This is a genomic window from Bradyrhizobium sp. SZCCT0231 (assembly GCF_018130245.1).
GTDB lineage: Bacteria > Pseudomonadota > Alphaproteobacteria > Rhizobiales > Xanthobacteraceae > Bradyrhizobium > Bradyrhizobium japonicum_F.
The window spans coordinates 1-23,473 of the sequence record NZ_JAFCKP010000005.1; the positions used below are offsets into that span (position 1 = coordinate 1).

Sequence of the window (23,473 nt, forward strand, 5' to 3'; positions counted from 1 at the left end):
CTGGAATTTGGCGCCGCCGCACGAAAGCCTTCGTCTGGCGCGCACTCGTCTCAAGCTGCTCAGCTCCACCCAGCTGCGCAACCACTCTCGTCCAGTCCTCGTTCAGAAGCGATTCGTCTGCCATGCCCCTTGGAATCACGTGTGATTCCAACACTCAAGAATAAACTTAACGCCTATGGGGAAGGCCGGGTGCCGGCTGGCACCCGCGGTCCACTGTGCGAAAATTGCGCTACGAGAGGCTGCACAGCGGCATACAGGTGAAGCCAAACATCCGGCCTTCCCTGCGCAGTGGTTTTACGACTTATGTCGTGCTCTCCCCGGGGAGCGATGCACTATTGCCCCCGTCGCCTTGCGGATGGCTGATGCGCGTGCCCGGTTGGACAGCACACATCACCACAAGACTTGGCGCACAGACCCCGGGCGCCAGGACCACACGATTTCGCCGTACGCCGATCACACCTGTCGTTGGCGCGAGGTCTTCGCTCACAGTTGCCCGCCCTGCAAAGCCCTTCGCGCCGATGTCACCTGCGTCCACCGCCGCCCATCCCGCGTTCGTGACGATCGCGATGCGCCCCTCGGCCCGGGTTGGGGTGGTCGAAACATGCGACAATTCCGAATTCGAGTAAAGCGAATTGTTTTCGTCGGAGGGAGTTGACCCCGGTCTGGCGTGTTTTGCCCGTCGGGCACCGCAATCGGTGGTGTGAGCAGGGGGAAGCCCCGCCACAGCCGCGCCATGAACCGGTCTCCCCACCGTCCAAAAATGCGCTACGATGATCCCAGCGCGCGTTCCAAGTCGCGCAGGATCACGAGTGAGGAAACGACATGTGGATGAGAAGCGGAACGGCGATCGCCGGGGTGGCGGCGCTGGCGGTGGTGGGGATGGCTCTGACGGCCGTTTTTGAGCCGGTCTGGGCCCACGGGCCGACGCGGCAGAAGGTGCGGGAATCCATCGAGATCAACGCGCCGCAGGACAAGGTCTGGGCCGTGATCCGCAACTTCCAGGACATGAGCTGGCTGCCGCCTGTGACCAAGACCACGGGCGAGAAGGGCAACGAGATCGGCGCGACGCGCCAGCTGACGCTGACCGGTGGGGCGACCGTCGATGAGGAGCTCTACAAGTACGAACCCGACATGATGAGCTATTCGTACCGGATCACGAAGGTCGACGTGAAGGTGCTGCCGGTGACCAATTATTCTTCGACCCTCAGCGTGTCGCCGGCTCCCGATGGCAAATCCAAGCTGGAATGGGCTGGCGCATTCTATCGTGGCTATCCCAACAACGATCCGCCGCCGGAGCTGAGCGACGAAGCCGCCAAGACTGCGGTGAGCGGGCTGTACAAGGCCGGGCTCGAGGCGCTCAAGAAGAAGATCGAGAGCGGAAGCTGACCGTGCGGATGCTCGCCCTGGCGGCGCTCGCCGCCAGCCTTGCTTGCCCAGGCTGCGCCTCCGCCGAGGAGGCGTTCGTCACCAACCAGCTCAGCGACGACCTGATGGTCGTGGACCTCGCGACCGCGCGTGGCGTCGCGACCATTCCCATCGGCGGCAAGCCGGCGGGAGTCGCCGTCAGCGCCGACGGGCGCTTTGCCTATGTGACGAGCCCCGACGCCAAGGCCGTGACGGTGGTGGACGCAGCCACGCGGCAGGTCGCCGGCCGCGTCGAGGTCGGCGGCGGGCCGCTCGGCATTGCCGTGGCGCCTGACGGCCGCACCGTCTATGTCGCGGACTGGTATGCGGCGGCGGTGCGGGTGATCGATGCTGCGAGCCGCAGCGTCACGGCCAGCATTGCGGTCGGCGCCTCGCCATCGGGGCTGGCGGTGACGCCTGATGGCAAACTGCTGCTGTCAGCGGACCGCGACGACGACAGCATCTCGGTGGTGGACACCGCGACGCGCCAGCGCAAGACAATGATCAAGGTCGGCACGCGTCCGTTCGGCGTCACCATCGACGCCGATGGCAGGCGTGCGTACACCGCCAATGTCGGCTCCGACGACGTCTCGGTGATCGATATCGTGGAGGCCCGCGAGATTGGCCGCGTGCCGGTCGGGATGCGCCCCTATGCGGTGGCGCTGACGCAAGGGCGCGGCTTCGTCACCGACCAGTATGGCGGCACCGTCAGCGTGTTCGATCTGGCGAGCCTGAAGCCGATCAAGCGCATCAATGTCGGCGACTATCCCGAAGGCATTGCGGCAACCGCCGACGGCAAGCGCGTCATCGTCGCCTGCTGGGAGAGCAACACGCTCGACATCATCGATGCGGCCGAGCTGAAGGTGATCGGCGAGATCAAGACCGGCGACGGTCCGCGCGCGTTCGGGGCGTTCTTGCGCAGGACGGAGTAGGGCGGTCGTAGCCCGCATGGAGCGAAGCGGAATGCGGGGACGCGTTCCCGGATTACGCTGGCGCTCCATCCGGGCTACGGCACCGGAGAAAACATCGACGCAATCTCGTCCATCCGCTCGAACACATGATCCGGCCCCAGCGCCCGCAGCGCCGCCGGCGCCGCGTAGCCCCAGCACACGGCGCCGCAGGCAATCCCGACAGCCCGCGCTGCCTCGATGTCGCGGACCTCGTCGCCGATCGAGATGACTTTGTCCGGCTCCACGCCCGCGCGCCGGGTGACGCGACGAAATTTCGCGGGCTTGCCGAACAGCGATGCCGCGCAGTCGAAATACGAAAACAGTGCGGCGGACTCGCCGAGCTTCTCGCGCGCATTGGCTTCGCTGTCGGAGGTCACCAGCGCCAGCTGCACGCCGTTCTCGGCCAGCGTCCGCAGCATCGTCTCGACGCCCGCAAACAGCGAAATCTCGGCTGCCGCCTCCGCCTTCAACCGCCGCGCATGCCGCGCGATCGCCGGCAGCTTCCACAAGGGCACCTCGAGGTGGCTGAGGATCTCGCGGCTGGACGCATGCCGCAGCTCTTCGATCTCCTCATCCGCGACGCGGCGAAAGCCGAAGCGGTCGGCGACGTCGTTGATGGTGCGCAGGAACCACGGGAAGCTGTCGGCGAGGGTGCCGTCGAGGTCGAAGATGGCGAGGGAGTAGGGCATGGCGGACGGCTTGGAGTTCGCTGACAATCGGGATAGGGCGTGCTATTGTTCGCTGGACTTAGAGGACAGCCATGCGGCACGAGCGGATCGAAATCAACCCGGCGATCATGGACGGCAAGCCCGTGATACGCGGGACGCGTGTGCCAGTCGAATTGGTGCTGCGGGAGCTTGGCGCGGGTATGACCTCCGAGGCCATCATCGCGGAGCACCCGCGGCTGACGCTCGATGATATCCGGGCAGCCCAAGCCTTTGCGGCCGATTATCTGGCCGACGGAGACATCATCTATCGCTGAATCGTGCGCTGGCTCGCGGACGAGTGCATCACAGTCTCTCTGGTGCGAGAGCTACGCGGCGCCAATCACGACGTGCTCTACATTGCCGAATTTGCTGCCAGCATCAGCGATTTGGAGGTCATCGCGCTGGCGTCCCGGGAGGGACGTATTCTCCTTACGGCTGACAAGGATTTTGGCGAACTGGTGTTTCGCCGCGGCCAAGCCGTTCCAGGCCTGATCTTGCTGCGCATCGATCCGGAAACTCGACAACTCGCGAGGACGCGTTTGCTGGAGGCTGTGGACCAGTTCGGGGAGGAACTATTCGGCCGCTATGTCGTAATTGACGAGGTTCGTTTTCGATCCCGTCCCTTGTAGCGCTGCGAAGAACCGTTGCTTACCGCAACTTGCGCACATGAACGTTGATGTCGAGATCGATGTCGCTGACGCAAGTCTGAGTGGTCCGATGCGAGCGGCCCTCATGCCAGTGGCCATCGCGCGCGCGGGCGCCGCTGACATTGGCCAGTTTCAGGCACCGCCATTGCGGCAGCGGACCGCTGCTCTCCCCGGCAAATTGCCAGGCCAGCACGGCTTCCTCGCCGCTCTTGCTGGTGCCGATGATATGCGGGCAGAGCTCGCGGTAGCGGCCCTCATAGGTGCAGGTCACTTGCTGCTCGGCGAGGATGGCTTTCCGAAAGAGAGTATAGGCTCGACTGGGCATCGCTCCCTCCAGATCGATCGTCTGGCCTTGTCAACCACTTAAGTGTAGAGGTGCGGGACTGGAAGGGACGCCATGCCGATAGATGACATCCAGCTCAGCAAATTTCTGAGCCTCGTCTTGCGCCACAAGCCTGATGCAATCGGGCTTGTGCTGGACCCGCAAGGATGGGTTGGCATCAGCGAACTGATCGTCAAGGCAAGTGCCGCCGGCACAAAGTTTGGCCGCGACGATCTTCTGCGTGTTGTCGCAGAGAGTGACAAGAAGCGTTTCTCACTGTCTCCCCAAGCTGATCGCATTCGCGCCGCGCAAGGACATTCCGTCTCGGTTGAACTTGGCTTGGCCGCGCAGGAGCCGCCGTCAATCCTGTATCATGGCACGGCGACACGGTTCGTCGAGGCGATCCTGTCCGAGGGCCTGAAGCCGCAAGCGCGCCAGCAGGTGCACTTGTCTTTCGACGAGGCGACGGCGCAGCGCGTCGGTCAGCGCCACGGCAAGCCGCACATCTTCAAGGTCGATGCCGGCGGCATGCATGCCAAGGGATACAAGTTTTTTCGCGCAGACAATGGCGTGTGGCTGACCGACCAAGTTCCGCCGGAGTTCCTGGCGTAGCCTACATCCGGGATTTCCAGACGGTCGCCTCGGTCCAGCCGAGCTCGGCGAATTCGGCAGCCCGGAGCGGCGCTTCGCCTTCCGCAAAGAACTCGTCGAGCTGCGGCGGCGCAACGGCCGTCTCGGACAGCATGGCATGCGCCTGTCCACGATGATGGATCTGGTGCTGGAACAGATGCATGAGCAGTCGGTCGCACCGCTCGGTCTGCACGCGCGTATCGCGGTTGATCTTCACGACGTCATCGAGCCGCGCGGGCGTCAGTGCATCGCAGATGGCAATCAGGCGCTTGTCCATCGTGGCTTGCGCAGGCTTCAGCGCAGCAAGGGCAGGAAGGGGCACTTCGTTCTTCCAGGCCGTGGGTCCGAGCCAACCGCCCTCAAGCGCATCGATGTAGAAGAGGTCGATGACGTAGATGTGGTTTAGTGTACGCTGCAGGCTTGGAAAGAAGCCGGTGCGATGGGCTTCGAATTCCGACTGAGGTAGCGCGGCGCAGGCCGTGAGCAGGCGATGGTTCGACCAGGCATTGTTGTGGGCGAAGGCGCGATACGTTTGCACAAGTCCTGCGGACATGTCGGTTCTTCCTCGATCGTGCAGCGGCGGATTATGCTTCGCTAATCCGGCCCTACGCGGCTTCGATTCAAAGCTTCTACTCCGCCGCCTCGCTCGTGCTCCTTCGCTTCGGCTTCCTTGCCTTCTTCAGCACCGGCTCAAGGAATTTGCCCGTATAGCTCCGCGGCGCCTTCGCGATGTCTTCCGGCGGGCCCCAGGCGACGATCTCGCCGCCGCCGTCGCCGCCTTCGGGGCCGAGGTCGATGACCCAGTCGGCGGTCTTGATGACTTCGAGATTGTGCTCGATGACGACGACCGTGTTGCCTTGCGCGACCAGCTCGTGCAGCACCTCAAGCAGCTTCTTGACGTCGTGGAAGTGCAGGCCGGTGGTCGGCTCGTCCAGGATGTAGAGCGTGCGGCCGGTGGCGCGCTTGGACAGCTCTTTTGCTAGTTTGACGCGTTGTGCTTCTCCGCCCGATAGGGTGGTCGCTTGCTGGCCTACGTGGATGTAATCGAGCCCGACGCGGTGCAATGTCTGAAAAGTCTCGCGCACGCGCGGGACCGCCTTGAAGAACTCGGCGGCTTCCTCGACGGTCATGTCGAGCACGTCGGCGATGCTTTTGCCCTTGAACAGCACCTCGAGCGTCTCGCGGTTGTAGCGCTTGCCCTTGCAGACGTCGCAGGTGACGTAGACGTCGGGCAAAAAGTGCATCTCGATCTTGATGACGCCGTCGCCCTGGCAGGCCTCGCAGCGGCCGCCCTTGACGTTGAAGGAGAAGCGGCCGGGCTCGTAGCCGCGCGCTTTCGCTTCGGGCAGGCCGGCGAACCATTCGCGGATCGGCGTGAAGGCGCCGGTATAGGTCGCGGGATTCGAGCGCGGGGTGCGGCCGATCGGCGACTGGTCGATGTCGATGATCTTGTCGATGTGCTCGAGGCCCTCGATGCGGTCGTGCGGCGCGGCGCCCTCGCTGGCGTTGTTGAGCTTGCGGGCGATGGCGCGGTACAGCGTGTCGATCAGAAGCGTCGACTTGCCGCCGCCGGAGACGCCGGTGACGCAGGTGAACAGGCCGAGCGGAATCTCCGCCGTGACGTTCTTGAGGTTATTGCCGCGCGCGTTCACCACCTTGATGGTGCGGCGATGGTTGGGCGGACGCCGCTCCGGCACCTCGACCTCGAGCTCGCCGGTCAGGTACTTGCCAGTGAGCGATTTCGGGTTGCGCATGATCTCGGCAGGCGTGCCTTCGGCGACGATGTGGCCGCCATGCATGCCGGCGCCGGGGCCGATGTCGAGCACGTAGTCGGCAAGGCGGATGGCGTCCTCGTCATGCTCGACCACGACCACGGTGTTGCCGAGGTCGCGCAGCCGCTTCAGCGTATCGAGCAGGCGGGCATTGTCGCGCTGGTGCAGGCCGATCGAGGGCTCGTCCAGCACGTAGAGCACGCCTGTGAGCCCCGAGCCGATCTGCGAGGCCAGGCGGATGCGCTGGCTCTCGCCGCCGGACAGCGTGCCGGAGGAGCGGGAGAGGGTGAGGTAGTTGAGGCCGACGTCGAGCAGGAAGGTGAGGCGCTCGCGGATTTCTTTCAGGATGCGGCCGGCGATCTCGTTCTGCTGCTTGTTCAGTGCGTCCGGCACGGTCTTGAACCATTCGCCGGCCTTCCTGACCGAGAGCTCCGAGATCTCGCCGATATGCTTGTCGCCGACCTTGACGCAGAGCGCCTCGGGCTTGAGCCGAAAGCCTTTGCAGCCCTCGCAGGGCACGTCGTGGAAATATTTCGCCAGCTCTTCGCGGGCCCACTCGCTTTCCGTCTCGCGGTAGCGGCGGTTGATGTTGGTGATGACGCCCTCGAACGGCTTCCTGGTGTCGTAGGAGCGCACCCCGTCCTCGTAGGAGAACTTGATTTCGTCGTCGCCGGAGCCGTAGAGGATCGCGTCTCTCGTCTTTTTCGGCAGATCCTTCCATTTGGTGTCTAGCGTGAACTTGTAGTGCTTGCCGAGCGCGGTCAGCGTCTGCACGTAATAGGGCGACGACGATTTGGCCCAGGGCGCGATCGCGCCCTTGCGCAGCGTCAGATCCTTCTCGGGGATGACGAGATCCTCGTCGACATGCTGCTCGACGCCGAGGCCGCCGCAGGCCGGGCAGGCGCCATAGGGATTGTTGAAGGAGAACAGGCGCGGCTCGATCTCGGGGATGGTGAAGCCGGACACCGGGCAGGCGAACTTTTCCGAGAACAGGATGCGCTCGGGCCCGCTCTTGTCGTGGATCTTGGCGGTCTTCTTCTTTTCCTCGACGGGCGCGGCCGCCGGCGCGTCGGCGAACTCGACGACGGCAAGGCCTTCGGCGAGCTTCAGCGCGGTCTCAAAGCTCTCGGCGAGGCGCTGGCCGATGTCGGAGCGCACCACGATGCGGTCGACCACGACGTCGATATCGTGCGGGAATTTCTTGTCGAGGCTCGGGGCTTCCGCCAGCTCATAGAAGGTGCCGTCGATCTTGACGCGTTGAAAGCCCTTCTTGAGCCACTCGGCGAGCTCCTTCTTGTACTCGCCCTTGCGGCCGCGCACGACCGGCGCCAGCAGATAGAGGCGGGTGCCTTCGGGCAGCGCCAGCACGCGGTCGACCATCTGCGAGACGGTCTGGCTCTCGATCGGCAGGCCCGTGGCCGGCGAATAGGGCACGCCGACGCGGGCCCACAAGAGGCGCATGTAGTCGTAGATCTCGGTGACGGTGCCGACGGTGGAACGCGGGTTCTTCGACGTCGTCTTCTGCTCGATCGAGATCGCCGGCGATAGGCCGTCGATCTGGTCGACGTCGGGCTTCTGCATCATCTCCAGGAACTGGCGCGCATAGGCCGACAGCGATTCGACGTAGCGGCGCTGGCCCTCGGCATAGATGGTGTCGAAGGCGAGCGAGGATTTGCCGGAGCCGGAGAGGCCGGTGAACACCACCAGCTTGTCGCGGGGAATCTCGACGTCGATGTTCTTGAGGTTGTGCTCGCGCGCGCCGCGGATCGTAATTGCGCGCAGGCTCGAGCCCGCGTTCTGTTGTTGGCGCTTCGCCCTGATCACTTCATCCATCCGAGTTGCCCTCAAGGAAGCCCAAAGGTGCGCGATCGCGCCAACAAAAAAGGCGCGCTGCGCCCGGAACCGGGATCGGCGCCGATGGGTGTGGCAGCGAACGTAGGAAGAACGGCGGAGGATTTCCAGTGGGACTTGCGAATCGTCAACGGATTGTTGGCGCGCTGGCGGCATCTGGCAGCAGGAGCGGTGGCGGAACTGCTCTCGAACGTGCTGCCAGAACAAAAAAGGCCGGCACGAGGCCGGCCTTTCGTAACGCGATGGCGCTGGAGGCGAAGATCAGTACTTCGCCACCACCGGGCCGCCGAAGGTGTAGTTGAGGCGAACGGTGCCCATGTCGACATCCTGCTTGATGCGGTCGATGCGGTCGTTGACGCCGAGAAACGTGAAGGAGTTGTTGCGCTTGCCCATGAACAGATGATCGTATTCGATCGCAACGGACCAGTTCGGCGCGAAACCGAATTCGATGCCGGTGCCGACCGCACCACCCCAGCGCGTCTCAGTTGCGCTATCGAAGACGACGCCCCCCAACAGACCGTCATATTTGGCGTGCGTCACGGCCGCGCCACCCTTCACGTACCAGAGCACGTTGTTCCAGGCATAGCCGACCTGGCCGGTGAACAGGCCCAGCGCATCGATCCTGGTCTGGTTGACCAGCGGCGCAAGAAACAAACTCGTATTCGAGCCCTTCAGATCGGCCCAGTCGCCCTGGGCTTCGAGACCGAACACCCAGTTCGCCGACTGCCAGCGATAACCGATCTGGCCACCAACGACGCCGCCGGTCGCATTGTGACAGCCTTCAGCCGTATCAGGACCCGGAATGCCGAAGATATTGTTGACATCCCAGCAGTTGCGGCTCGAGGCGCCGCCGCCGTTGATGCCGAGGTAGAAACCGCTCCAGTTGTACACCGCGATCGGCGCCACCGGAGCCTTGGTGTAGGGGCGGGCCGCCAAATCGGCCGCCGAGGCCGGTGCCAACGCGCTGAGTGCGAACAAGCTGGCCGAAGCCAGCAAGAGCTTCTTCATATCCATTCCCCAGTTCCGTTTCTCATTCCGGCCTTCCGGAGAGCGGAAGAGCAGCGGACGTTATGACCCAAGTAATGTCATTACATTACACCATTGAAGCCAAAGGTTGTGTCACCCGCGCGCCACATCTCTGCGAAATTGCTGACTGGCGGGCGGGGCGACCCGCCAAAACAAAAAGGCCGGCGCGAGGCCGGCCTTTCGTGACGATGTGACGTCGGTCGCTATCAGTACTTCGCGACGACCGGGGCGCCGAAGTGATAGTTCACGCCGACCTGCACGGTGTGGTACTCGAGCGTGCCGGTCGGGAAAGGCGCGCCGATACCCGAGAAGTAGGTCTCGCCGCCGAGGCTGCGGAAGAGGTACTCGCCCTTGACCGACCACTGCGGAGCGAAGAACGCCTCGACACCGGCGCCAACGGTCCAACCCGAGTGCCACTTGCTGTCGGAGATGCTCACACCGAGCGCGCTGGCGGTGATCTTGTTGTCGACCCAGGCGTAACCACCAGTGCCGTAGAACAGCACGTTGTTGACGGCGTAGCCGATGCGGCCGCGCACGGTACCCATCGCTTCGGTCTTCGACTTGAAGTCGACGCCAAGAATGGTGACCGAGTCGCTGGCGTCAGCCCAGGCGCCGTCGGCCTCGATGCCGAACACGACGTTGCCGGTCTGCCAGTTGTAGCCGGCGGTGCCGCCGACGAAGCCACCCTTCATCTGGACGTCGGAGGCGTTCTGCCAGGCGCCGCCGCCGACGATACCGAGGTAGAAGCCGGTCCAATTGTAGACCGAGGCAACGGCCACAGGAGCCTTGGTGTAGGGGCGGGCCGCCAGATCAGCCGCCGACGCGGGGGCCGCAAGAGCGAACAAACAGGCCGAAGCCAACAAAATCTTCTTCATCTTCAACTTAATCCCAGTCCCAGTTTCTGTTGTTGCCTTCCGTGACGGAAGGGCAGCGGACTCAAACGGCCCAACTGACGCTGCATTTACACCACCAAAGCCGCAAGTTGTGTCACCGAAAAGCCACAACACCGCAAAAGGTGATGGTTGCTGACTTATTATTCCCAGGCGAATTTGCGCCCGAACAAGAAAGGCCGGCGTGAAGCCGGCCTTTGATTTCCAAATAATATCAGTGGGATATCAGTATCTCGCGATCGTGGGGCCACCCCAGCGATAGTTCACGCGGATGAGACCGATATCGACGTCCTGGCTGATGCGCTCGGTCTGGACGAAGGCGCCGCCCAAGCTGAAATCGACGTTACGATCACCCAGGAAGATGTGATTATATTCCAATCCCACCGACCAATTCGGGGCGAAGCCAAACTCAAGACCAGCGCCGACCGTTCCGCCCCAGCGTGTTTCGTTGGCCGAACCGAAGATGGTCCCCGCACCCACAAAACCTGGCGCAACCAGGAGGTCGTGTTTGTCGTCCACTACGGCGGCGCCGCCCTTTACGTAGAACAAGACGTTATTCCAAGCATAGCCAATCTGACCGGTAATCAAGCCGAAAGCATCGATCCGCGTACGGTTCTGCTGACCTGGAGCGGTCGGGCTGATGTTGCTTCCGCTGAAATCAGCCCAGTTGCCTTGGCCTTCCACGCCGAACACCCAATTGGCCGACTGCCAGCGATAGCCGATCTGACCACCGACCGTGCCTCCCGATGCATCATGGCAGCCGTCGTCGATCAGGGTGCCGGTGACTGGCGTCACGAAGTCCCAGCAATTGCGGCTTGAGCCCCAGCCGCCGTTGATGCCGATGTAGAAGCCGCTCCAGTCGTAGATGGCAGCGACCGCCGGCGCCGGAGCCTTGGTGTAAGGACGCGCAGCGAGATCCGCCGCGCTTGCAGGAGCCGACAGGCCCAACGCAATTGCACCGATTGCACTAAACAGAATCTTATTCATTGCAGTCTCCCCAGTTTCGTCCGCTTCTCGAAGTCCCCGAAGCGGCTGATCAGGCGTGACGCCCATATGAACTAATTCCGAGGCAACCGTAGCCTAAGGAAAGGGCAGAGTCCGTCTCCGAAATGCCACACTCGGCGACCGATAGAAGTGCCCACAACTTGATGAATGTTAAGCGATTTTCGTCGTTCGCGGGAACCCGAAAAGGTTCCATCCGAGGGCTGCCTTTTCCACGGGCGTGCGGGCGAAGGTCTTGGCGCGTCGCCGCGAAGAACAAATCTGGAACAGAGCCGAGGGCGATGCTATATGTGGGGATAACCTTGGGGGTGGCGGGCTGATCGGTGCCCGCAAGCGTATAGGGTCGCCTCGACAGGGCGCAGAGGAACGCGGGCAGCGGTTCGCCCTTTTGAAATTCAGTGGCATTCGGAGTGGAGAGCGGCGATGGCGGGAAGCGTCAACAAGGTCATTCTGGTTGGAAATCTCGGCAAGGATCCTGAAATCCGCCGCACCCAGGACGGGCGGCCGATCGCGAATTTGAGCATCGCGACCTCGGAGACCTGGCGCGACAAGAACACTGGCGAACGCAAGGAGAAGACCGAGTGGCACCGCGTCGTGATCTTCTCTGAGCCGCTTTGCAAGATCGTCGAACAGTATCTGAAGAAGGGCGCAAAGGTTTACATCGAAGGCGCGCTCCAGACCCGCAAGTACACCGACCAGAGCGGCGTCGAGAAGTATTCGACCGAGGTCGTGCTCCAGGGCTTCAACTCGACGCTGACCATGCTCGACGGCCGCGGTGGCGGCGGCGGAGGCGGCAGCTTCGGCGACGAGCCGGGCGGCGATTTCGGCTCGTCCGGTCCGGCCAGCAGCGCGCCGCGCCGTCCAGTCGCCGCAGGCGGTGGCCGCAACAACGACATGGACGACGATATCCCGTTCTGAGCGGGCGGACAGCTTGACGAGAGCGCGCCGGCAAAGGCTTCGGTGGCGCTTCCGCGTTGGGTCAGCAAATCTTACTAATTGGCGAGGCGGGCTCGGATTTTCCGGGCCCGCTTCACGTTTGGGGTGAGGTCCGTGTTGCGCCACGCGAAGTCGGCTGACGGGGCCGCTTCCCGCGTGATCCGGCCGTCGTTGCGGGCTATTCTGGAAGGGCCGATTCCGGGGCCGTCCAGGGCGCTGCTCCAGAGCCTTAAGTTATTGGAAAAATAAGCAGAAAAAGCGCTTTCCGAGGGCGCTGCAAGGGTGGTTATCCGACCCCGGATGCGCTATATGATTCCCAGATAAAACCTCACCGGATTTCCCTTTGGCTGACGACGACAACAAGCCCGGCGACCAGCCGGCGCAACCCTCGGACATTCGCCCCGTTTCGATCTACGAGGAGATGAAGAAGTCCTATCTCGATTACGCCATGAGCGTGATCGTGTCGCGCGCGCTGCCCGATGCGCGCGACGGGTTGAAGCCGGTGCATCGCCGCATCCTGTTCTCGATGAACGAGGAAGGCTACACGCCGGACAAGAAGCACAAGAAGTCGGCCGGTATCGTCGGCGACGTCATGGGCCAATACCATCCCCATGGCGACCAGGCGATCTACGACGCGCTGGTGCGCATGGCGCAGCCTTTCTCGATGCGCGAATTGCTGGTGGACGGGCAGGGCAATTTCGGCTCGGTCGACGGCGATCCGCCGGCGGCGATGCGCTACACCGAGTCGCGCCTGACCAAGATCGCGCTCAAATTGCTCGACGACATCGACAATGAGACGGTCGACTTCCAGGACAACTATGACGGCTCGACCAAGGAGCCGGTGGTTCTGCCGGCGCGGTTCCCCAACCTGCTGGTCAATGGCGCCGGCGGCATCGCGGTCGGCATGGCCACCAACATTCCACCGCACAATCTCGGCGAAGTCATCGACGCCTGCCTGGCGCTGGTCGACAACCCGTCGCTGACCATCGACGAGCTCAACAACATCATCCCCGGCCCGGATTTCCCGACCGGCGGCATCATTCTCGGACGCCAGGGCATCCGCAGCGCCTACCATCTTGGCCGCGGCTCCATCGTGATGCGCGGCAAGGTCACCTTCGAGACGATCCGGAAAGAGCGCGAGGCGATCGTCATCACCGAGATCCCGTATCAGGTGAACAAGGCGACGATGGTCGAGCGCATCGCCGAGCTCTACAAGGAGAAGAAGATCGAGGGCATCTCCGATCTGCGCGACGAATCCGACCGCGACGGCTACCGCGTCGTCGTCGAGCTCAAGCGCGATGCCGTGCCCGACGTGGTGCTGAACCAGCTCTACAAGTTTACCCCGCTCCAGACCAGCTTCGGCGTCAATGCCGTCGCGCTCGATAGCGGCCGTCCGCAGACGATGAACCTGAAGGACATGCTGACGATCTTCGTCGGCTTCCGCGAGCAGGTCGTCACCCGCCGCACCAAGTACAAGTTGCGCAAGGCGCGCGAGCGCGCGCATGAGCAGGTCGGCCTCGCTATCGCGGTCGCCAATATCGACGAGATCATCAAGGTGATCCGGACCTCGCCGACACCCGCCGCCGCGCGCGACACCCTGATGACGCGCGACTGGCCGGCCCGTGATGTCGAGGACATCATCACGCTGATCGACGATCCCCGCCATCGTATCAACGAGGACGGCACCATCCGCCTGTCGCTGGATCAGGCGAAGGCCATCCTGGAACTGCGCCTGGCGCGGCTCACTGCGCTTGGCCGCGACGAGATCGGCGACGAGCTCGCAAAGCTCGCCGGCGAAATCGGCGAGTATCTCGAGATCCTGCACTCGCGTGCGCGTATCCTCGACATCATCAAGACCGAGCTTGCCGAGGTGAAGGCGGAGTTCGCTACGCCCCGCCGCACCGTGATCATGGAGCAGGAGGGCGAGGTCGAGGACGAGGACCTGATCCAACGCGAGGACATGGTCGTCACCGTCTCGCACGCCGGCTACGTCAAGCGCGTGCCGCTGTCGGCCTACCGGGCGCAGCGCCGCGGCGGCAAGGGCCGCTCCGGTATGCAGACCCGCGACGAGGATTTCGTCAGCCGCCTGTTCGTGGCCTCCACGCACACCCCGGTGCTGTTCTTCTCCTCGCGCGGCCAGGTCTACAAGGAAAAGGTCTGGCGGCTGCCGATGGCCGCGCCGAACGCGCGCGGCAAGGCCATGATCAACATCCTGCCGCTGGAGCAGGGCGAGCGCATCACCACCATCATGCCGCTGCCGGAGGATGAATCGACCTGGGCCCAGCTCGACGTGATGTTCGCCACCACAGGCGGCAACGTCCGCCGCAACAAGCTGTCCGACTTCGTCGACGTCCGCCGCTCCGGCATCATCGCGATGAAGCTCGATGACAACGAGGCGATCGTCGACGTGCAGATCTGCACCGAGCGCGACGACGTGCTGCTGACTGCTGCCGGCGGCCAGTGCATCCGCTTCCCCGTCACCGACGTGCGCGTGTTCACCGGGCGCACCTCGATGGGCGTGCGCGGCATCGCGCTCGGTGAAGGCGACAAGGTGATTTCGCTGGCGATCCTGCGCCACGTCGAGACCACCTCGGACGAGCGTTCGGCCTATTTGAAGATGCGCCGCGCGGTTGCGGGCGAGGCCGCCACGGAAGAGGCGCCGGCGGATGCCGAGGCCGAGGAGAGCTCAGGCAGCTTCCAGCTCCCGCAGGAGCGCTATGTCGAGATGTCGGCGGCCGAGCAGGTCGTGCTGACCGTCTCCGTCAACGGCTACGGCAAGCGGACCTCGTCCTACGAGTACCGCACCACCGGCCGCGGCGGCAAAGGCATCGTCGCCATGAGCGTCAACAACCGCAACGGCAACCTCGTGGCGTCCTTCCCCGTGGAAGAGGCCGACCAGATCATGCTGGTTACCGACAAGGGCCAGCTGATCCGCTGCCCGGTCGAAGGCATCCGCATCGCCGGCCGCTCGACGCAAGGCGTGATCGTGTTCGACACCGCCGAGGACGAGCACGTGGTGTCGGTGGAGCACATCACGGAAGAGGCCGAGAACGGGAACGGGGCGAACGGCGAGTAACGTTCAGCCAGGTAGCCCGCTCGATCTACGAACCGCCTAGCTGACGCGAAATCGTCAGGCCCCGACTACGGGGTGCGGTCGGCGGTCACCAGGCGGGCCTCGCGGACATCGGCCTTGCTGCCGGCGCGGCGCAGGCAGGATGCCTCGAAGTTCGGCCAGGCCTGCTGCGAGCAGTCCTTTCCGGTGGTGCGGATATCGAGCCGGTCGCCCTTGGCCAGCGGCTGCGGCACGCTGGCTTCGACGGTCGGGGCAAAGCCGGGCAGGAGGGTGAGGGCTGCGGCGACACACGCAGAGACCGCGATCGCTGAAATCGTCTTGATCATTGACTGTCCCCTGTGATGCGGCCGGCTACGCCCAGTGTGCGGCCCGTCATTCGTTGGCTGGATTGGTAACCATGGCCAGTTTCCGGACGTCTTCGCGGACGCTGGAAATGGTTTCGTTCGCGCTCCGTTTTGTTTCGTGGCTGTCCCGAGGACGAAACAAAGCGGCCGTTGCCGACCGGTCCGGCGAGACATTTCCGGGTCCTGGACAGGAAAACGGACAAGGAACCTGCCCGGCTTGCCGGGCCGGGCCGGGCGGGGTAGGACGGAGCCATGTCGCGCATTGCCTTCTACCCAGGTTCCTTCGACCCCATCACCAACGGCCATCTGGACGTGGTCCGGCACAGCGTCTCGCTGTGCGACAGGCTGGTGGTCGCGATCGGCGTGCACCCCGGCAAGAAGCCGCTGTTCTCCACCGAGGAGCGGCTGAAGATGCTCCATGACGTCTGCGGTCCGATCGCGGCCCAGGCCGGCTGCGTGCTCGAGGCGACGACGTTTGACGATCTGTCGGTGACCGCGGCGCGCAAGCACGGCGCGACCATCATGATCCGGGGCCTGCGCGACGGCACCGATCTCGATTACGAGATGCAGCTCGCCGGCATGAACGAGGCCATGGCGCCCGAGGTGCATACGGTCTTCCTGCCGGCCTCTCCCATGGTCCGCCCGATCACCGCCACTTTGGTGCGCCAGATCGCCGGCATGGGCGGGGATGTCTCGGCCTTTGTCCCGCCGCAGGTCGCGGCACAGCTCAAGGCCAAATTCCCCGGATAGCGGCCCGCTTCCTCTCTTAATCACGACCGGAGTTGTCATGATCCGAATTCTCGCAGTTCTTGCCGCGCTTCTGTTCGCGGTGCCGGCGGTGGCGCAGCAATTGCCTGCAAACCTCGACAAGGCCAACGCCATCGTCATCGACAGCACCAAGGGCCGCATCGTCATCAAGCTCAGGACCGACATCGCGCCGCAGCATGCCGAGCGCATCAAGCAGCTCGCACGTGAGGGCTTCTACAACAACGTGCCGTTCCACCGCGTGATGGACGGCTTCATGGCGCAGACGGGTGACGGCGAGAAATTCAACGGCACCGGCGGCTCGAAATATCCGAACCTGAAGCAGGAATTCTCCAAGGTGCATTTTGCCCGCGGCATCGTCGGCATGGCCCGGCGCGGCGACAGCGTCGACAGCGCCAACTCGCAGTTCTTCATCATGTTCGCCGACGGCGGCAGCCTCGATGGCCAGTACACCGTGATCGGCGAGGTCGTGCAGGGCATGGACGTCGTCGACAAGCTGAAGAAGGCGCCTCCCGGCTCGCCCGGCGGGTCCGTCACCGATCCCGACAAGATGGTGAAGGTGCAGGTCGCATCCGACATCAAGTAGGACAACGCGATGGCGCGCTGCGGCAACAGGATTCTGCTCGCTGCCGCGGTGCTGCTGCTCGGTGTCTCCTGCGCGAAGGCCGAGGACGCACAGGTCAACACCATCCAGGACATCTTCCGGCACTTGCGTACCTGCTGGAGACCGCCGCCGCCCGCCAAGGCCCGCCCCCTCGACATCACCGTCGTCGTGAGCTTTAACCGGGCCGGAAACATTCTGGGCCATCCAAGGATTACCTATGAATCCGCGGAGGCCTCCGACAATGACCGGCTGCAATACCGGATCGCGGTGATGGAGGCGTTGCAACGCTGCACGCCGGTGCCATTTACCGATGCAATGGCCGGCGCCGCCGCGGGGCGTCCATTCGCGATCCAGTTCCGCAGCCGCAAAACGTCACCTGACAAGACTTCACCCCCAACGCAAGAGAGACGAGCATGAGCGTCACCGAAAACACCTTGATCCTCGAAACCACGCAGGGCCCCGTCACCATCGAGATGCGCCCCGACCTCGCGCCCGGCCATGTCGCGCGCATCAAGGAATTGGTCCGCGAGGGCTTCTATGACGGCATCGTGTTCCACCGCGTGATCGAGGGCTTCATGGCGCAGACCGGGTGCCCGCACGGCACCGGCACCGGCGGCTCCGGCAAGAAGCTGAAGGCCGAGTTCAACAAGGAGCCGCATGTGCGCGGCACCGCCTCGATGGCGCGCGCCGCCAATCCCGATTCCGGCGACAGCCAGTTCTTCATCTGCTTCGACGACGCCCGCTTCCTCGACAACCAGTACACGGTCTGGGGCAAGGTCACCGAGGGCATGGAGAACGTCGACAAGATCAAGCGCGGCGAGCCCGTGATGAATCCGGACAAGATCGTCAAGGCGCGGATGGCCGCGGACAAGGAGTAGGCGGTATTGCCGCTGTCATGCCCCGCGCAGGCGGGGCATCCAGTAATCACCAGGGGTGGTTACGACAAAGATCGTGAGTACTGGATCGCCCGCCCCAGTGCGCAAGTGCGCACAAGGCGGGCGATGACAAGCACCTATCATGCGCACCGATTTCTTCGATTTCGACCTGCCCGCCGAGCGCATCGCACTGCGCCCGGCGAGCCCGCGCGACTCCGCGAAGATGCTTGTCATCGAGAACGGCGTGCTGCGCGACCAGGTCGTTTCCGACCTGCCGCATTGGCTGAAGCCCGGCGACCAGCTCGTCGTCAATGACACCAAGGTGATCGCGGCGCAGCTCAAGGGTCGCCGCATCGGCCGCGAGACCGAGCCGAAGATCGAGGCGACGCTGATCAAGCGTCTCGACGGCTCGCGTTGGCAGGCGCTGGTGAAGCCGGCGAAGAAGCTCGTTGCCGGCGACCGCATCCGCTTCGGCAATGAGGGCAAGGTCTGCCTGCTCGGCCACCTCGACGCCGAGGTCGAGGCCAAGGGGACGGAAGGTGAGGTGACGCTCTCGTTCTCGTTCCACGGCCCGGCGCTCGACCAGGCCATCGCCGATCTCGGCAGCCCGCCGCTGCCACCCTACATCGCCTCCAAGCGCACGCCCGACGATCAGGATTTTGCGGATTACCAGACCATGTTCGCGGCGAGGGAAGGTGCGGTCGCGGCTCCCACCGCAGGCCTGCATTTCACGCCCGCGCTGGAGCAGGCGCTGCACGCGCGCGGTGTCGGCATCGTCAGGGTGACGCTGCATGTCGGGGCAGGGACCTTCCTGCCGGTCAAGGTCGACGACACCGAGGGCCACAAGATGCATGCCGAGTGGGGCACCATCTCGGCCGAGGTCGCGGAGCGGCTCAACACCGCGCGGAAAAATGGCGGGCGGATCGTCGCGGTCGGCACCACGTCATTGCGTCTGCTCGAAAGCGCGGCGAGCGAGGATGGCATGATCAAGCCGTTCGCTGCCGAGACTTCGATCTTCATCACTCCCGGCTATCGCTTTCGCGCCGTCGATGTCCTGATGACGAATTTCCATTTGCCGAGGTCGACGCTGTTCATGCTGGTGTCGGCATTTTCCGGGCTGGAGACGATGAAGCAGGCCTATGCGCATGCGATCGCGAGCGGGTACCGGTTCTATTCGTATGGGGATGCGTGCTTGCTGTTTCGGGCGGTGCCGTAGGGTGGGCAAAGGCGCATAGCGCCGTGCCCACCATCAAGTGCAGGGGATGTAATGGTGGGCACGCTTCGCTTTGCCCACCCTACGATACCGGTTGCTGCGATGTTACGCCATCACCCGCTGCGGCAACAGCTCCGCGATCTGCACCGCATTCAGCGCCGCGCCCTTGAGCAGCTGGTCCGCCGCCACGAACATCGAGATCGAATGGCCGCTAGCGTCGCTGAGATCCTTGCGGATGCGGCCGACCAGCACGTCGTCCTGGCCCGAGGCGTCGATCGGCATCGGGAAGTAATTCTTGGCGCGGTCGTCGATCACCTTCACGCCGGGCGCCTGGGCCATGATGGCACGGACCTGGTCCTCGGTGATCGGCTTCTCGCATTCGAAGGTGATGGCCTCGCAATGGGCGCGCAGCACCGGCACGCGCACGCAGGTGACGCCGATTGCGATGCTCTCGTCCTCGAAGATCTTGCGGGTTTCCTTGATGACCTTGGTCTCTTCGTCGTTGTAGCCGGTCTCGGGATCGACCGCGGTGTTGTGGTTGAAGAGGTTGAAGGCGTAGGGGTGCGGCATCACCTTGGGCGTATAGACCTGCCCGTTGAGGCTGGCGCGGGTGGATTCGACGAGCTCCTCCATCGCGGCGGCGCCGGCGCCGGAGGCCGCCTGATAGGTCGAGATGATCACGCGCTTGATCCGGTTCTTCCGGTGGATCGGCCAGAGCGGCACCAGCGCGGTGATCGCGGCGCAGTTCGGGTTCGCAATGATGCCCTTGTGGTCGCGAATGCGGTTCGCGTTGATCTCGGGGATCACCAGCGGCACGGTCGGATCCATGCGGAAGGCGGAGGAGTTGTCGACCACGACGGCACCGGCCTTGACCGCGATCGGCGCATACTTCTTGGAGATGCTGCCGCCGGCGGAGAACAGGGCGATGTCGACGCCCTCGAAGGACTGCTCGGTCAACTCCTCGATGACGACGTCCTTGCCGCGGAACGACACCGTCTTGCCGGCCGAGCGGGCGCTCGCCAGCGCCTTGAGCTTACTGATGCGGAAACCACGCTTGTCCATGGTGGCGATGAATTCGGCGCCCACCGCACCGGTGACGCCGACAATCGCGACGACGGGATCGTTACTCACTTTGTCCTCCATTCCGTTTCAGTTGAGCATGATCTTGTCGGAAAAACCGGATTCCACTTTTCCGGATCATGCTGTTGGGTTGCAGACAACAAAAAAGCCCCGGACCATCGAGGGCGGGGCTTGCCGTAGAGCTGATGCGTTTAAGTCGACGACCTACGTGCGCACGCCTCCCCGGGCCCCTGAGGCCGTGGTGGTTTTGGTCGTGCGTTTGGTGGTCGTGAACATGGCGGCGACTTATGCGGGAGAGTCTTGCGGCCGTCAATGGCTTTTCGCCCCGGTTGGTGCCGGGCAGCGGGCCCGCCGCTATTTGGCAGTCGCTATTTCGTCTTGGCGCCCGGCGGCTCCAGAATGACCTCCTTGAGGTCGTCGCCGCTGATCACGACGATCGCAAAATTAAGCCGGCCGCGTTCGCGGACCAGCCCGCCGCTGATGGCCTTGCCCGAGGCTGCGCGCTCGGCGACGCGTACGGCATCGGCGAGGCGGTGCCTGATCGCACCTAACGCAGCGAGGTTGCTGCGGTCCTCGTGGTCGAGCTCGGTGAGGGGGAGGGCGGCTTCGCCGCCGACCAGCTCGCCCGTCGCGGCATTGATGGTGTGGCGCCAGATGCGGTCGTTGTGCAGGGTCTTGACCCGGTAGACCGGAACGCCCGAGCCGCCGTCGAAGCTTACATCCGCCGTCGTGGCGCCGGCATGGCGGGCTTCCGCGATCGCCATGGCCTGGCTGATCGTGATCGACGAGCTGCGGAATCTTTCGATCTCGCGGCTGACCGCCTGGCGGTCCGCTTCGGCATCACCATCTGTGTCGCTGTGAAGCGCGGTCGGCGTGCCCGCGGTCACGATTGCCTGTGCCGGCGCGGCGATGAGCAGCGCGGGCAAGGCGAACGCAAGCAGTTGCGAGGTCCATCGTTTGGCTGTCGTCATGCTCGAAACCCTCGGCCAGCGAGTGTGCCGGATGATCGTAAAGAATTCGCGGCCGACCTTGGGCAAAGGCCGGCCGCGGAGCGCCGCGGCGGGCTGTTCCCGCCGTGACGATCGAAGCGGTCCGGACCTCTTTGGGGCTGGTGAAAAGCGACCCGTACCGACTTATAATGAAACCATACCGTATCGTTTTATTTCGGTCAATCGGGCCGCGCCGTCCACCCTGGGGAAAGTACGCTAGCTCACGGAATTGTCAGCGGGAGGAGCGGCGGCGCGGCGTGACTTTGGGGGCGTCCTGGACGCGGTCGGCAGGCCCCAGCGCGCCGGCCAGGAACAGCTTGATCGCCGCGCGCATGCGCTTTTCGGCGGCCTTGAGCTCCAGCGCCGTTCCGAACGTCGCCATGCGGTGGGTGTGACCGACGACGACGTCGAGGAACACCTCGGCTGCAATGGTGGTGTCTTCGACATCGAGCGCACCTTGCGCCACCAGATGGTCGAAGAAGCGCGCCGTGGTGGCGACGGCCTTCAGCCAGCCTTCCTCCTTGCCGAGCTTGGCGACGTCGGGGAAGTTGATGGCCTGTGCCGTCATCATGCGGCTGAAGGCGACGGCATCGGGCCCGCAGGTGAAGGTCAGCATCTCGCGTCCGATCTCGACCAGCCGCTGCTCGACCGAGATGTTCGAGGCGCTGGAGAGCTGCGTCTCCGCCGCCGCGGAGAGCGGCGCAAGCCAGCGCGCGATCTCGCGCCTCAGCACGGCCGCAAACAGGCCGCGCTTGTCGCCATAGCGGGAATAGACCGTGGGCTTGCTCACCCGCGCCGCTTCCGCGACCGCGTCGAGCGAGGTCGCCTCGAAGCCGCGATCCAGGAACAGGCGGGTGGCGACCTCGATCAGCCGCTGGTCGCGCTCGATCGCGGCTGACTTCGTCGGCCGGCCGCCGCGCGATTTCGGCACCTCGCGCCGTGGCGCTGCCGGTCTGGTCCTGGTCGCAGTCAATCCCATGCCCAATGATTCCTGCGCGTTTCTGACGGTCGTCTTTGCTCTATAACGCGCAGCAGCCGGGGCGTCATCGCGAATCTGGCCGAATTGGCCGTATCGTCAACGGTCTCGATACGGCCTCGTTCCTTCGTGCCGGCTTACGGAAGCGTCGAGGTCCAGGCCTGCCCGGATGCGGCTTTCTCGTATCCGTACTGATACAGCGCCCGCATATAGGTGGTATCGAACCCTTCCGAGGGCGGGGCAGGGTAATCGCGCGCGATGTAGGAGAGATGGAAGCCCAGCCGGTTGCGCTTGGCGAAATCGTAAGTCGAGAAGATGATCGAGCGCGTCTGCGATTGGGTGATCGCCGACAGGCTGCGCGAGGCGACGTCGATGGTGCCGTTGGAGACGAGCTCGAAGTTGCGTTCGATCTTCTTGTTGACGAGGATGTAGATGTCCATCTTCGCACTGCCTGGCAGGCGGCCGCTCTGGAATAACAGGGCTTCCGGCAAGGTCAGCACCGGGGCCGTCACGCCGCCGTCGACATGCATCTCCTGAAACTTGCGGCCCTGGCCTTCGGCGTCGATCATGATGGGCGGAAACACCAGCGGAATGCTGGCGGAGGCCGCCATCACGTCGCGAAACAGCTTCAGGGCCTCGGGCGTTCCGACTGCGGCGATCTTGCCCATGTCCCAGATCGCGGTGCGCTGGGTGTCGAGATCGGTCGTCACCACCAATAGCTTCCGGCCTTTCGCGTGCTCGCGCGCGACCTGCGCCATGATCTCCGGACCGACATAGCGTGCGACGAGCTCGCGCAGCCGCGTGTTGCCGAACAGGCCGGATCCGAACAGCACACGCATGATGCTGGGATCGTTCAGGAGGCTCTCCGCGATGCCGCTGGTATAGACCTCCTTCAGCGTGTCGTCATATTGCGAGCCGAGAAACGCAAAGGGCGCGATCAGGCCGCCGGTGCTGACGCCCGAGACGACCGAGAAGGTCGGACGGGTTCTGGCCGCGGTCCAGCCGTTGAGCACGCCGACGCCATAGGCGCCATCGGCGCCGCCGCCGGAGAGCGCCAGATAGGTTTTCGTCGCGGTGCTGGTGTCCTTCTCGAAGCTGAATTTCGTGACGGGTTCGTCGGCGTAGCGCCGGAGGCCGTCGATATCCAGCACGCGCGAGACGCCGGCTTCAGCGGCCGTGTAGGGCGTGCGAGGCAGGGAGGTGCAGGCTCCGAGCGCCAGGCTGCACATCAGGACCAGCAATTCGATCAGGCCGACGCCTGTCTGCCTGATCCGGCCACGCGAGGAGACGGATGCGTCGGTCGAACACGAAGGATACGGCATTGTCGGTGGCTGGCGATCACGCATCTACCGCCGCCGGCAAATTCGCCGCGGCATCTCGTCCAGCCCCAGGACAAAACTACACTGTATCGTTTTGT

General features: G+C 64.1%; 24 protein-coding genes. 12 read left to right on the top strand and 12 right to left on the bottom strand.

What is annotated here, in order from left to right; genetic code table 11:
• Positions 1 to 822 precede the first annotated feature (822 nt).
• Together JQ566_RS15040 and JQ566_RS15045 are read left to right on the top strand one after the other, a co-directional pair.
• On the top strand, positions 823 to 1,386 hold the full coding sequence (locus JQ566_RS15040) for an SRPBCC family protein (RefSeq protein ID WP_212373115.1): 564 nt from the start codon (positions 823 to 825) through the stop codon (positions 1,384 to 1,386).
• A 2-nt stretch (positions 1,387 to 1,388) separates the two neighbouring features.
• Positions 1,389 to 2,336 carry a YVTN family beta-propeller repeat protein gene (locus JQ566_RS15045; RefSeq protein ID WP_212373117.1) on the top strand — a complete coding sequence of 316 codons (948 nt, stop codon included), beginning with the start codon at positions 1,389 to 1,391 and terminating at the stop codon, positions 2,334 to 2,336.
• A gap of 74 nt (positions 2,337 to 2,410) precedes the next feature.
• Here the strand turns inward: JQ566_RS15045 and JQ566_RS15050 are convergent, their stop codons facing one another.
• Entirely contained in the window at positions 2,411 to 3,043 is a 633-nt protein-coding gene (locus JQ566_RS15050; protein WP_212373118.1) for an HAD family hydrolase, read from the bottom strand.
• A 71-nt stretch (positions 3,044 to 3,114) separates the two neighbouring features.
• Between JQ566_RS15050 and JQ566_RS15055 the strand changes: the two genes are divergently transcribed.
• Together JQ566_RS15055 and JQ566_RS15060 are read left to right on the top strand one after the other, a co-directional pair.
• Entirely contained in the window at positions 3,115 to 3,336 is a 222-nt protein-coding gene (locus JQ566_RS15055) for a DUF433 domain-containing protein (RefSeq protein ID WP_212373121.1), read from the top strand.
• A 3-nt stretch (positions 3,337 to 3,339) separates the two neighbouring features.
• Positions 3,340 to 3,690 carry a DUF5615 family PIN-like protein gene (locus JQ566_RS15060; protein WP_212373122.1) on the top strand — a complete coding sequence of 117 codons (351 nt, stop codon included), beginning with the start codon at positions 3,340 to 3,342 and terminating at the stop codon, positions 3,688 to 3,690.
• Between the two features lie 19 nt (positions 3,691 to 3,709).
• On the opposite strand, the gene JQ566_RS15065 is transcribed toward JQ566_RS15060, so the two are convergent.
• Positions 3,710 to 4,033, bottom strand: coding sequence for a hypothetical protein (locus JQ566_RS15065; protein ID WP_249139482.1), 324 nt, complete (start codon positions 4,031 to 4,033; stop codon positions 3,710 to 3,712).
• A 72-nt stretch (positions 4,034 to 4,105) separates the two neighbouring features.
• On the opposite strand from JQ566_RS15065, the gene JQ566_RS15070 reads away from it, so the two are divergent.
• Positions 4,106 to 4,642: an RNA 2'-phosphotransferase gene (locus tag JQ566_RS15070; RefSeq protein WP_212373123.1), complete on the top strand. Its 537-nt coding sequence runs from the start codon at positions 4,106 to 4,108 to the stop codon at positions 4,640 to 4,642.
• Between the two features lies 1 nt (position 4,643).
• On the opposite strand, the gene JQ566_RS15075 is transcribed toward JQ566_RS15070, so the two are convergent.
• The 5 genes from JQ566_RS15075 to JQ566_RS15095 all read right to left on the bottom strand — a co-directional run bounded on the left by JQ566_RS15075 (position 4,644) and on the right by JQ566_RS15095 (position 11,186).
• The gene (locus JQ566_RS15075) at positions 4,644 to 5,213 is read right to left on the bottom strand and encodes a DinB family protein (RefSeq protein WP_212373124.1); all 570 of its coding nucleotides are present in this window, start codon (positions 5,211 to 5,213) and stop codon (positions 4,644 to 4,646) included.
• 76 nt (positions 5,214 to 5,289) lie between these two features.
• Entirely contained in the window at positions 5,290 to 8,265 is a 2,976-nt protein-coding gene (gene uvrA, locus JQ566_RS15080; RefSeq protein WP_212373125.1) for an excinuclease ABC subunit UvrA, read from the bottom strand.
• Between the two features lie 279 nt (positions 8,266 to 8,544).
• On the bottom strand, positions 8,545 to 9,291 hold the full coding sequence (locus JQ566_RS15085; protein WP_212373552.1) for an outer membrane protein: 747 nt from the start codon (positions 9,289 to 9,291) through the stop codon (positions 8,545 to 8,547).
• Positions 9,292 to 9,515: 224 nt separating this feature from the next.
• Positions 9,516 to 10,184, bottom strand: a complete 669-nt coding sequence (locus JQ566_RS15090) for an outer membrane protein (RefSeq protein WP_212373128.1) — start codon at positions 10,182 to 10,184, stop codon at positions 9,516 to 9,518.
• Positions 10,185 to 10,424: 240 nt separating this feature from the next.
• Positions 10,425 to 11,186, bottom strand: coding sequence for an outer membrane protein (locus JQ566_RS15095; protein WP_212373129.1), 762 nt, complete (start codon positions 11,184 to 11,186; stop codon positions 10,425 to 10,427).
• Between the two features lie 438 nt (positions 11,187 to 11,624).
• Between JQ566_RS15095 and JQ566_RS15100 the strand changes: the two genes are divergently transcribed.
• The gene (locus JQ566_RS15100; RefSeq protein ID WP_212373130.1) at positions 11,625 to 12,119 is read left to right on the top strand and encodes a single-stranded DNA-binding protein; all 495 of its coding nucleotides are present in this window, start codon (positions 11,625 to 11,627) and stop codon (positions 12,117 to 12,119) included.
• Positions 12,120 to 12,480: 361 nt separating this feature from the next.
• A complete protein-coding gene (gene gyrA / locus JQ566_RS15105; RefSeq protein WP_212373131.1) occupies positions 12,481 to 15,213 on the top strand; it encodes a DNA gyrase subunit A in 2,733 nt (910 codons plus the stop codon).
• Between the two features lie 65 nt (positions 15,214 to 15,278).
• On the opposite strand, the gene JQ566_RS15110 is transcribed toward gyrA, so the two are convergent.
• Complete coding sequence (locus JQ566_RS15110; protein WP_212373134.1) at positions 15,279 to 15,536, bottom strand: hypothetical protein; 258 nt, start codon at positions 15,534 to 15,536, stop codon at positions 15,279 to 15,281.
• 270 nt (positions 15,537 to 15,806) lie between these two features.
• Here JQ566_RS15110 and coaD point away from each other — a divergent pair, with 270 nt between their 5' ends.
• The 5 genes from coaD to queA all read left to right on the top strand — a co-directional run bounded on the left by coaD (position 15,807) and on the right by queA (position 19,014).
• A complete protein-coding gene (coaD, locus tag JQ566_RS15115; RefSeq protein WP_212373136.1) occupies positions 15,807 to 16,304 on the top strand; it encodes a pantetheine-phosphate adenylyltransferase in 498 nt (165 codons plus the stop codon).
• A gap of 37 nt (positions 16,305 to 16,341) precedes the next feature.
• The gene (locus JQ566_RS15120; protein ID WP_212373138.1) at positions 16,342 to 16,905 is read left to right on the top strand and encodes a peptidylprolyl isomerase; all 564 of its coding nucleotides are present in this window, start codon (positions 16,342 to 16,344) and stop codon (positions 16,903 to 16,905) included.
• A gap of 9 nt (positions 16,906 to 16,914) precedes the next feature.
• A complete protein-coding gene (locus JQ566_RS15125) occupies positions 16,915 to 17,340 on the top strand; it encodes a hypothetical protein (protein ID WP_212373140.1) in 426 nt (141 codons plus the stop codon).
• The gene (locus JQ566_RS15130; protein ID WP_028180549.1) at positions 17,337 to 17,801 is read left to right on the top strand and encodes a peptidylprolyl isomerase; all 465 of its coding nucleotides are present in this window, start codon (positions 17,337 to 17,339) and stop codon (positions 17,799 to 17,801) included. Before JQ566_RS15125 ends, JQ566_RS15130 begins: the two co-directional genes overlap by 4 nt.
• 139 nt (positions 17,802 to 17,940) lie before the next feature.
• Positions 17,941 to 19,014 carry a tRNA preQ1(34) S-adenosylmethionine ribosyltransferase-isomerase QueA gene (gene queA, locus JQ566_RS15135; RefSeq protein WP_212373141.1) on the top strand — a complete coding sequence of 358 codons (1,074 nt, stop codon included), beginning with the start codon at positions 17,941 to 17,943 and terminating at the stop codon, positions 19,012 to 19,014.
• Positions 19,015 to 19,116: 102 nt separating this feature from the next.
• On the opposite strand, the gene JQ566_RS15140 is transcribed toward queA, so the two are convergent.
• From JQ566_RS15140 to JQ566_RS15155, 4 genes are all read right to left on the bottom strand, one after another.
• Positions 19,117 to 20,154, bottom strand: a complete 1,038-nt coding sequence (locus tag JQ566_RS15140) for an aspartate-semialdehyde dehydrogenase (protein WP_212373142.1) — start codon at positions 20,152 to 20,154, stop codon at positions 19,117 to 19,119.
• Between the two features lie 305 nt (positions 20,155 to 20,459).
• Complete coding sequence (locus JQ566_RS15145) at positions 20,460 to 21,062, bottom strand: PepSY domain-containing protein (protein WP_212373143.1); 603 nt, start codon at positions 21,060 to 21,062, stop codon at positions 20,460 to 20,462.
• Positions 21,063 to 21,312: 250 nt separating this feature from the next.
• A complete protein-coding gene (locus tag JQ566_RS15150; protein WP_212373145.1) occupies positions 21,313 to 22,059 on the bottom strand; it encodes a TetR/AcrR family transcriptional regulator in 747 nt (248 codons plus the stop codon).
• A gap of 134 nt (positions 22,060 to 22,193) precedes the next feature.
• Positions 22,194 to 23,378 carry a patatin-like phospholipase family protein gene (locus tag JQ566_RS15155; protein WP_434057820.1) on the bottom strand — a complete coding sequence of 395 codons (1,185 nt, stop codon included), beginning with the start codon at positions 23,376 to 23,378 and terminating at the stop codon, positions 22,194 to 22,196.
• Between the last annotated feature and the right edge of the window lie 95 nt (positions 23,379 to 23,473).

Excerpts from the sequence above, each read along its gene's own strand:
- JQ566_RS15070 (WP_212373123.1), top strand. The coding sequence starts at position 4,106 with ATGCCGATAGATGACATCCAGCTCAGCAAATTTCTGAGCCTCGTCTTG.
- JQ566_RS15095 (WP_212373129.1), bottom strand. The coding sequence starts at position 11,186 with ATGAATAAGATTCTGTTTAGTGCAATCGGTGCAATTGCGTTGGGCCTG.
- JQ566_RS15155 (WP_434057820.1), bottom strand. The coding sequence starts at position 23,378 with ATGCCGTATCCTTCGTGTTCGACCGACGCATCCGTCTCCTCGCGTGGC.
- JQ566_RS15065 (WP_249139482.1), bottom strand. The coding sequence starts at position 4,033 with ATGCCCAGTCGAGCCTATACTCTCTTTCGGAAAGCCATCCTCGCCGAG.
- JQ566_RS15125 (WP_212373140.1), top strand. The coding sequence starts at position 16,915 with ATGGCGCGCTGCGGCAACAGGATTCTGCTCGCTGCCGCGGTGCTGCTG.
- JQ566_RS15085 (WP_212373552.1), bottom strand. The coding sequence starts at position 9,291 with ATGAAGAAGCTCTTGCTGGCTTCGGCCAGCTTGTTCGCACTCAGCGCG.
- JQ566_RS15040 (WP_212373115.1), top strand. The coding sequence starts at position 823 with ATGTGGATGAGAAGCGGAACGGCGATCGCCGGGGTGGCGGCGCTGGCG.
- JQ566_RS15110 (WP_212373134.1), bottom strand. The coding sequence starts at position 15,536 with ATGATCAAGACGATTTCAGCGATCGCGGTCTCTGCGTGTGTCGCCGCA.
- JQ566_RS15075 (WP_212373124.1), bottom strand. The coding sequence starts at position 5,213 with ATGTCCGCAGGACTTGTGCAAACGTATCGCGCCTTCGCCCACAACAAT.
- JQ566_RS15050 (WP_212373118.1), bottom strand. The coding sequence starts at position 3,043 with ATGCCCTACTCCCTCGCCATCTTCGACCTCGACGGCACCCTCGCCGAC.
- uvrA (WP_212373125.1), bottom strand. The coding sequence starts at position 8,265 with ATGGATGAAGTGATCAGGGCGAAGCGCCAACAACAGAACGCGGGCTCG.
- JQ566_RS15090 (WP_212373128.1), bottom strand. The coding sequence starts at position 10,184 with ATGAAGAAGATTTTGTTGGCTTCGGCCTGTTTGTTCGCTCTTGCGGCC.
- coaD (WP_212373136.1), top strand. The coding sequence starts at position 15,807 with ATGTCGCGCATTGCCTTCTACCCAGGTTCCTTCGACCCCATCACCAAC.
- JQ566_RS15055 (WP_212373121.1), top strand. The coding sequence starts at position 3,115 with ATGCGGCACGAGCGGATCGAAATCAACCCGGCGATCATGGACGGCAAG.
- JQ566_RS15120 (WP_212373138.1), top strand. The coding sequence starts at position 16,342 with ATGATCCGAATTCTCGCAGTTCTTGCCGCGCTTCTGTTCGCGGTGCCG.
- queA (WP_212373141.1), top strand. The coding sequence starts at position 17,941 with ATGCGCACCGATTTCTTCGATTTCGACCTGCCCGCCGAGCGCATCGCA.
- JQ566_RS15140 (WP_212373142.1), bottom strand. The coding sequence starts at position 20,154 with ATGGAGGACAAAGTGAGTAACGATCCCGTCGTCGCGATTGTCGGCGTC.
- JQ566_RS15150 (WP_212373145.1), bottom strand. The coding sequence starts at position 22,059 with ATGGGATTGACTGCGACCAGGACCAGACCGGCAGCGCCACGGCGCGAG.
- JQ566_RS15100 (WP_212373130.1), top strand. The coding sequence starts at position 11,625 with ATGGCGGGAAGCGTCAACAAGGTCATTCTGGTTGGAAATCTCGGCAAG.
- JQ566_RS15145 (WP_212373143.1), bottom strand. The coding sequence starts at position 21,062 with ATGACGACAGCCAAACGATGGACCTCGCAACTGCTTGCGTTCGCCTTG.
- JQ566_RS15130 (WP_028180549.1), top strand. The coding sequence starts at position 17,337 with ATGAGCGTCACCGAAAACACCTTGATCCTCGAAACCACGCAGGGCCCC.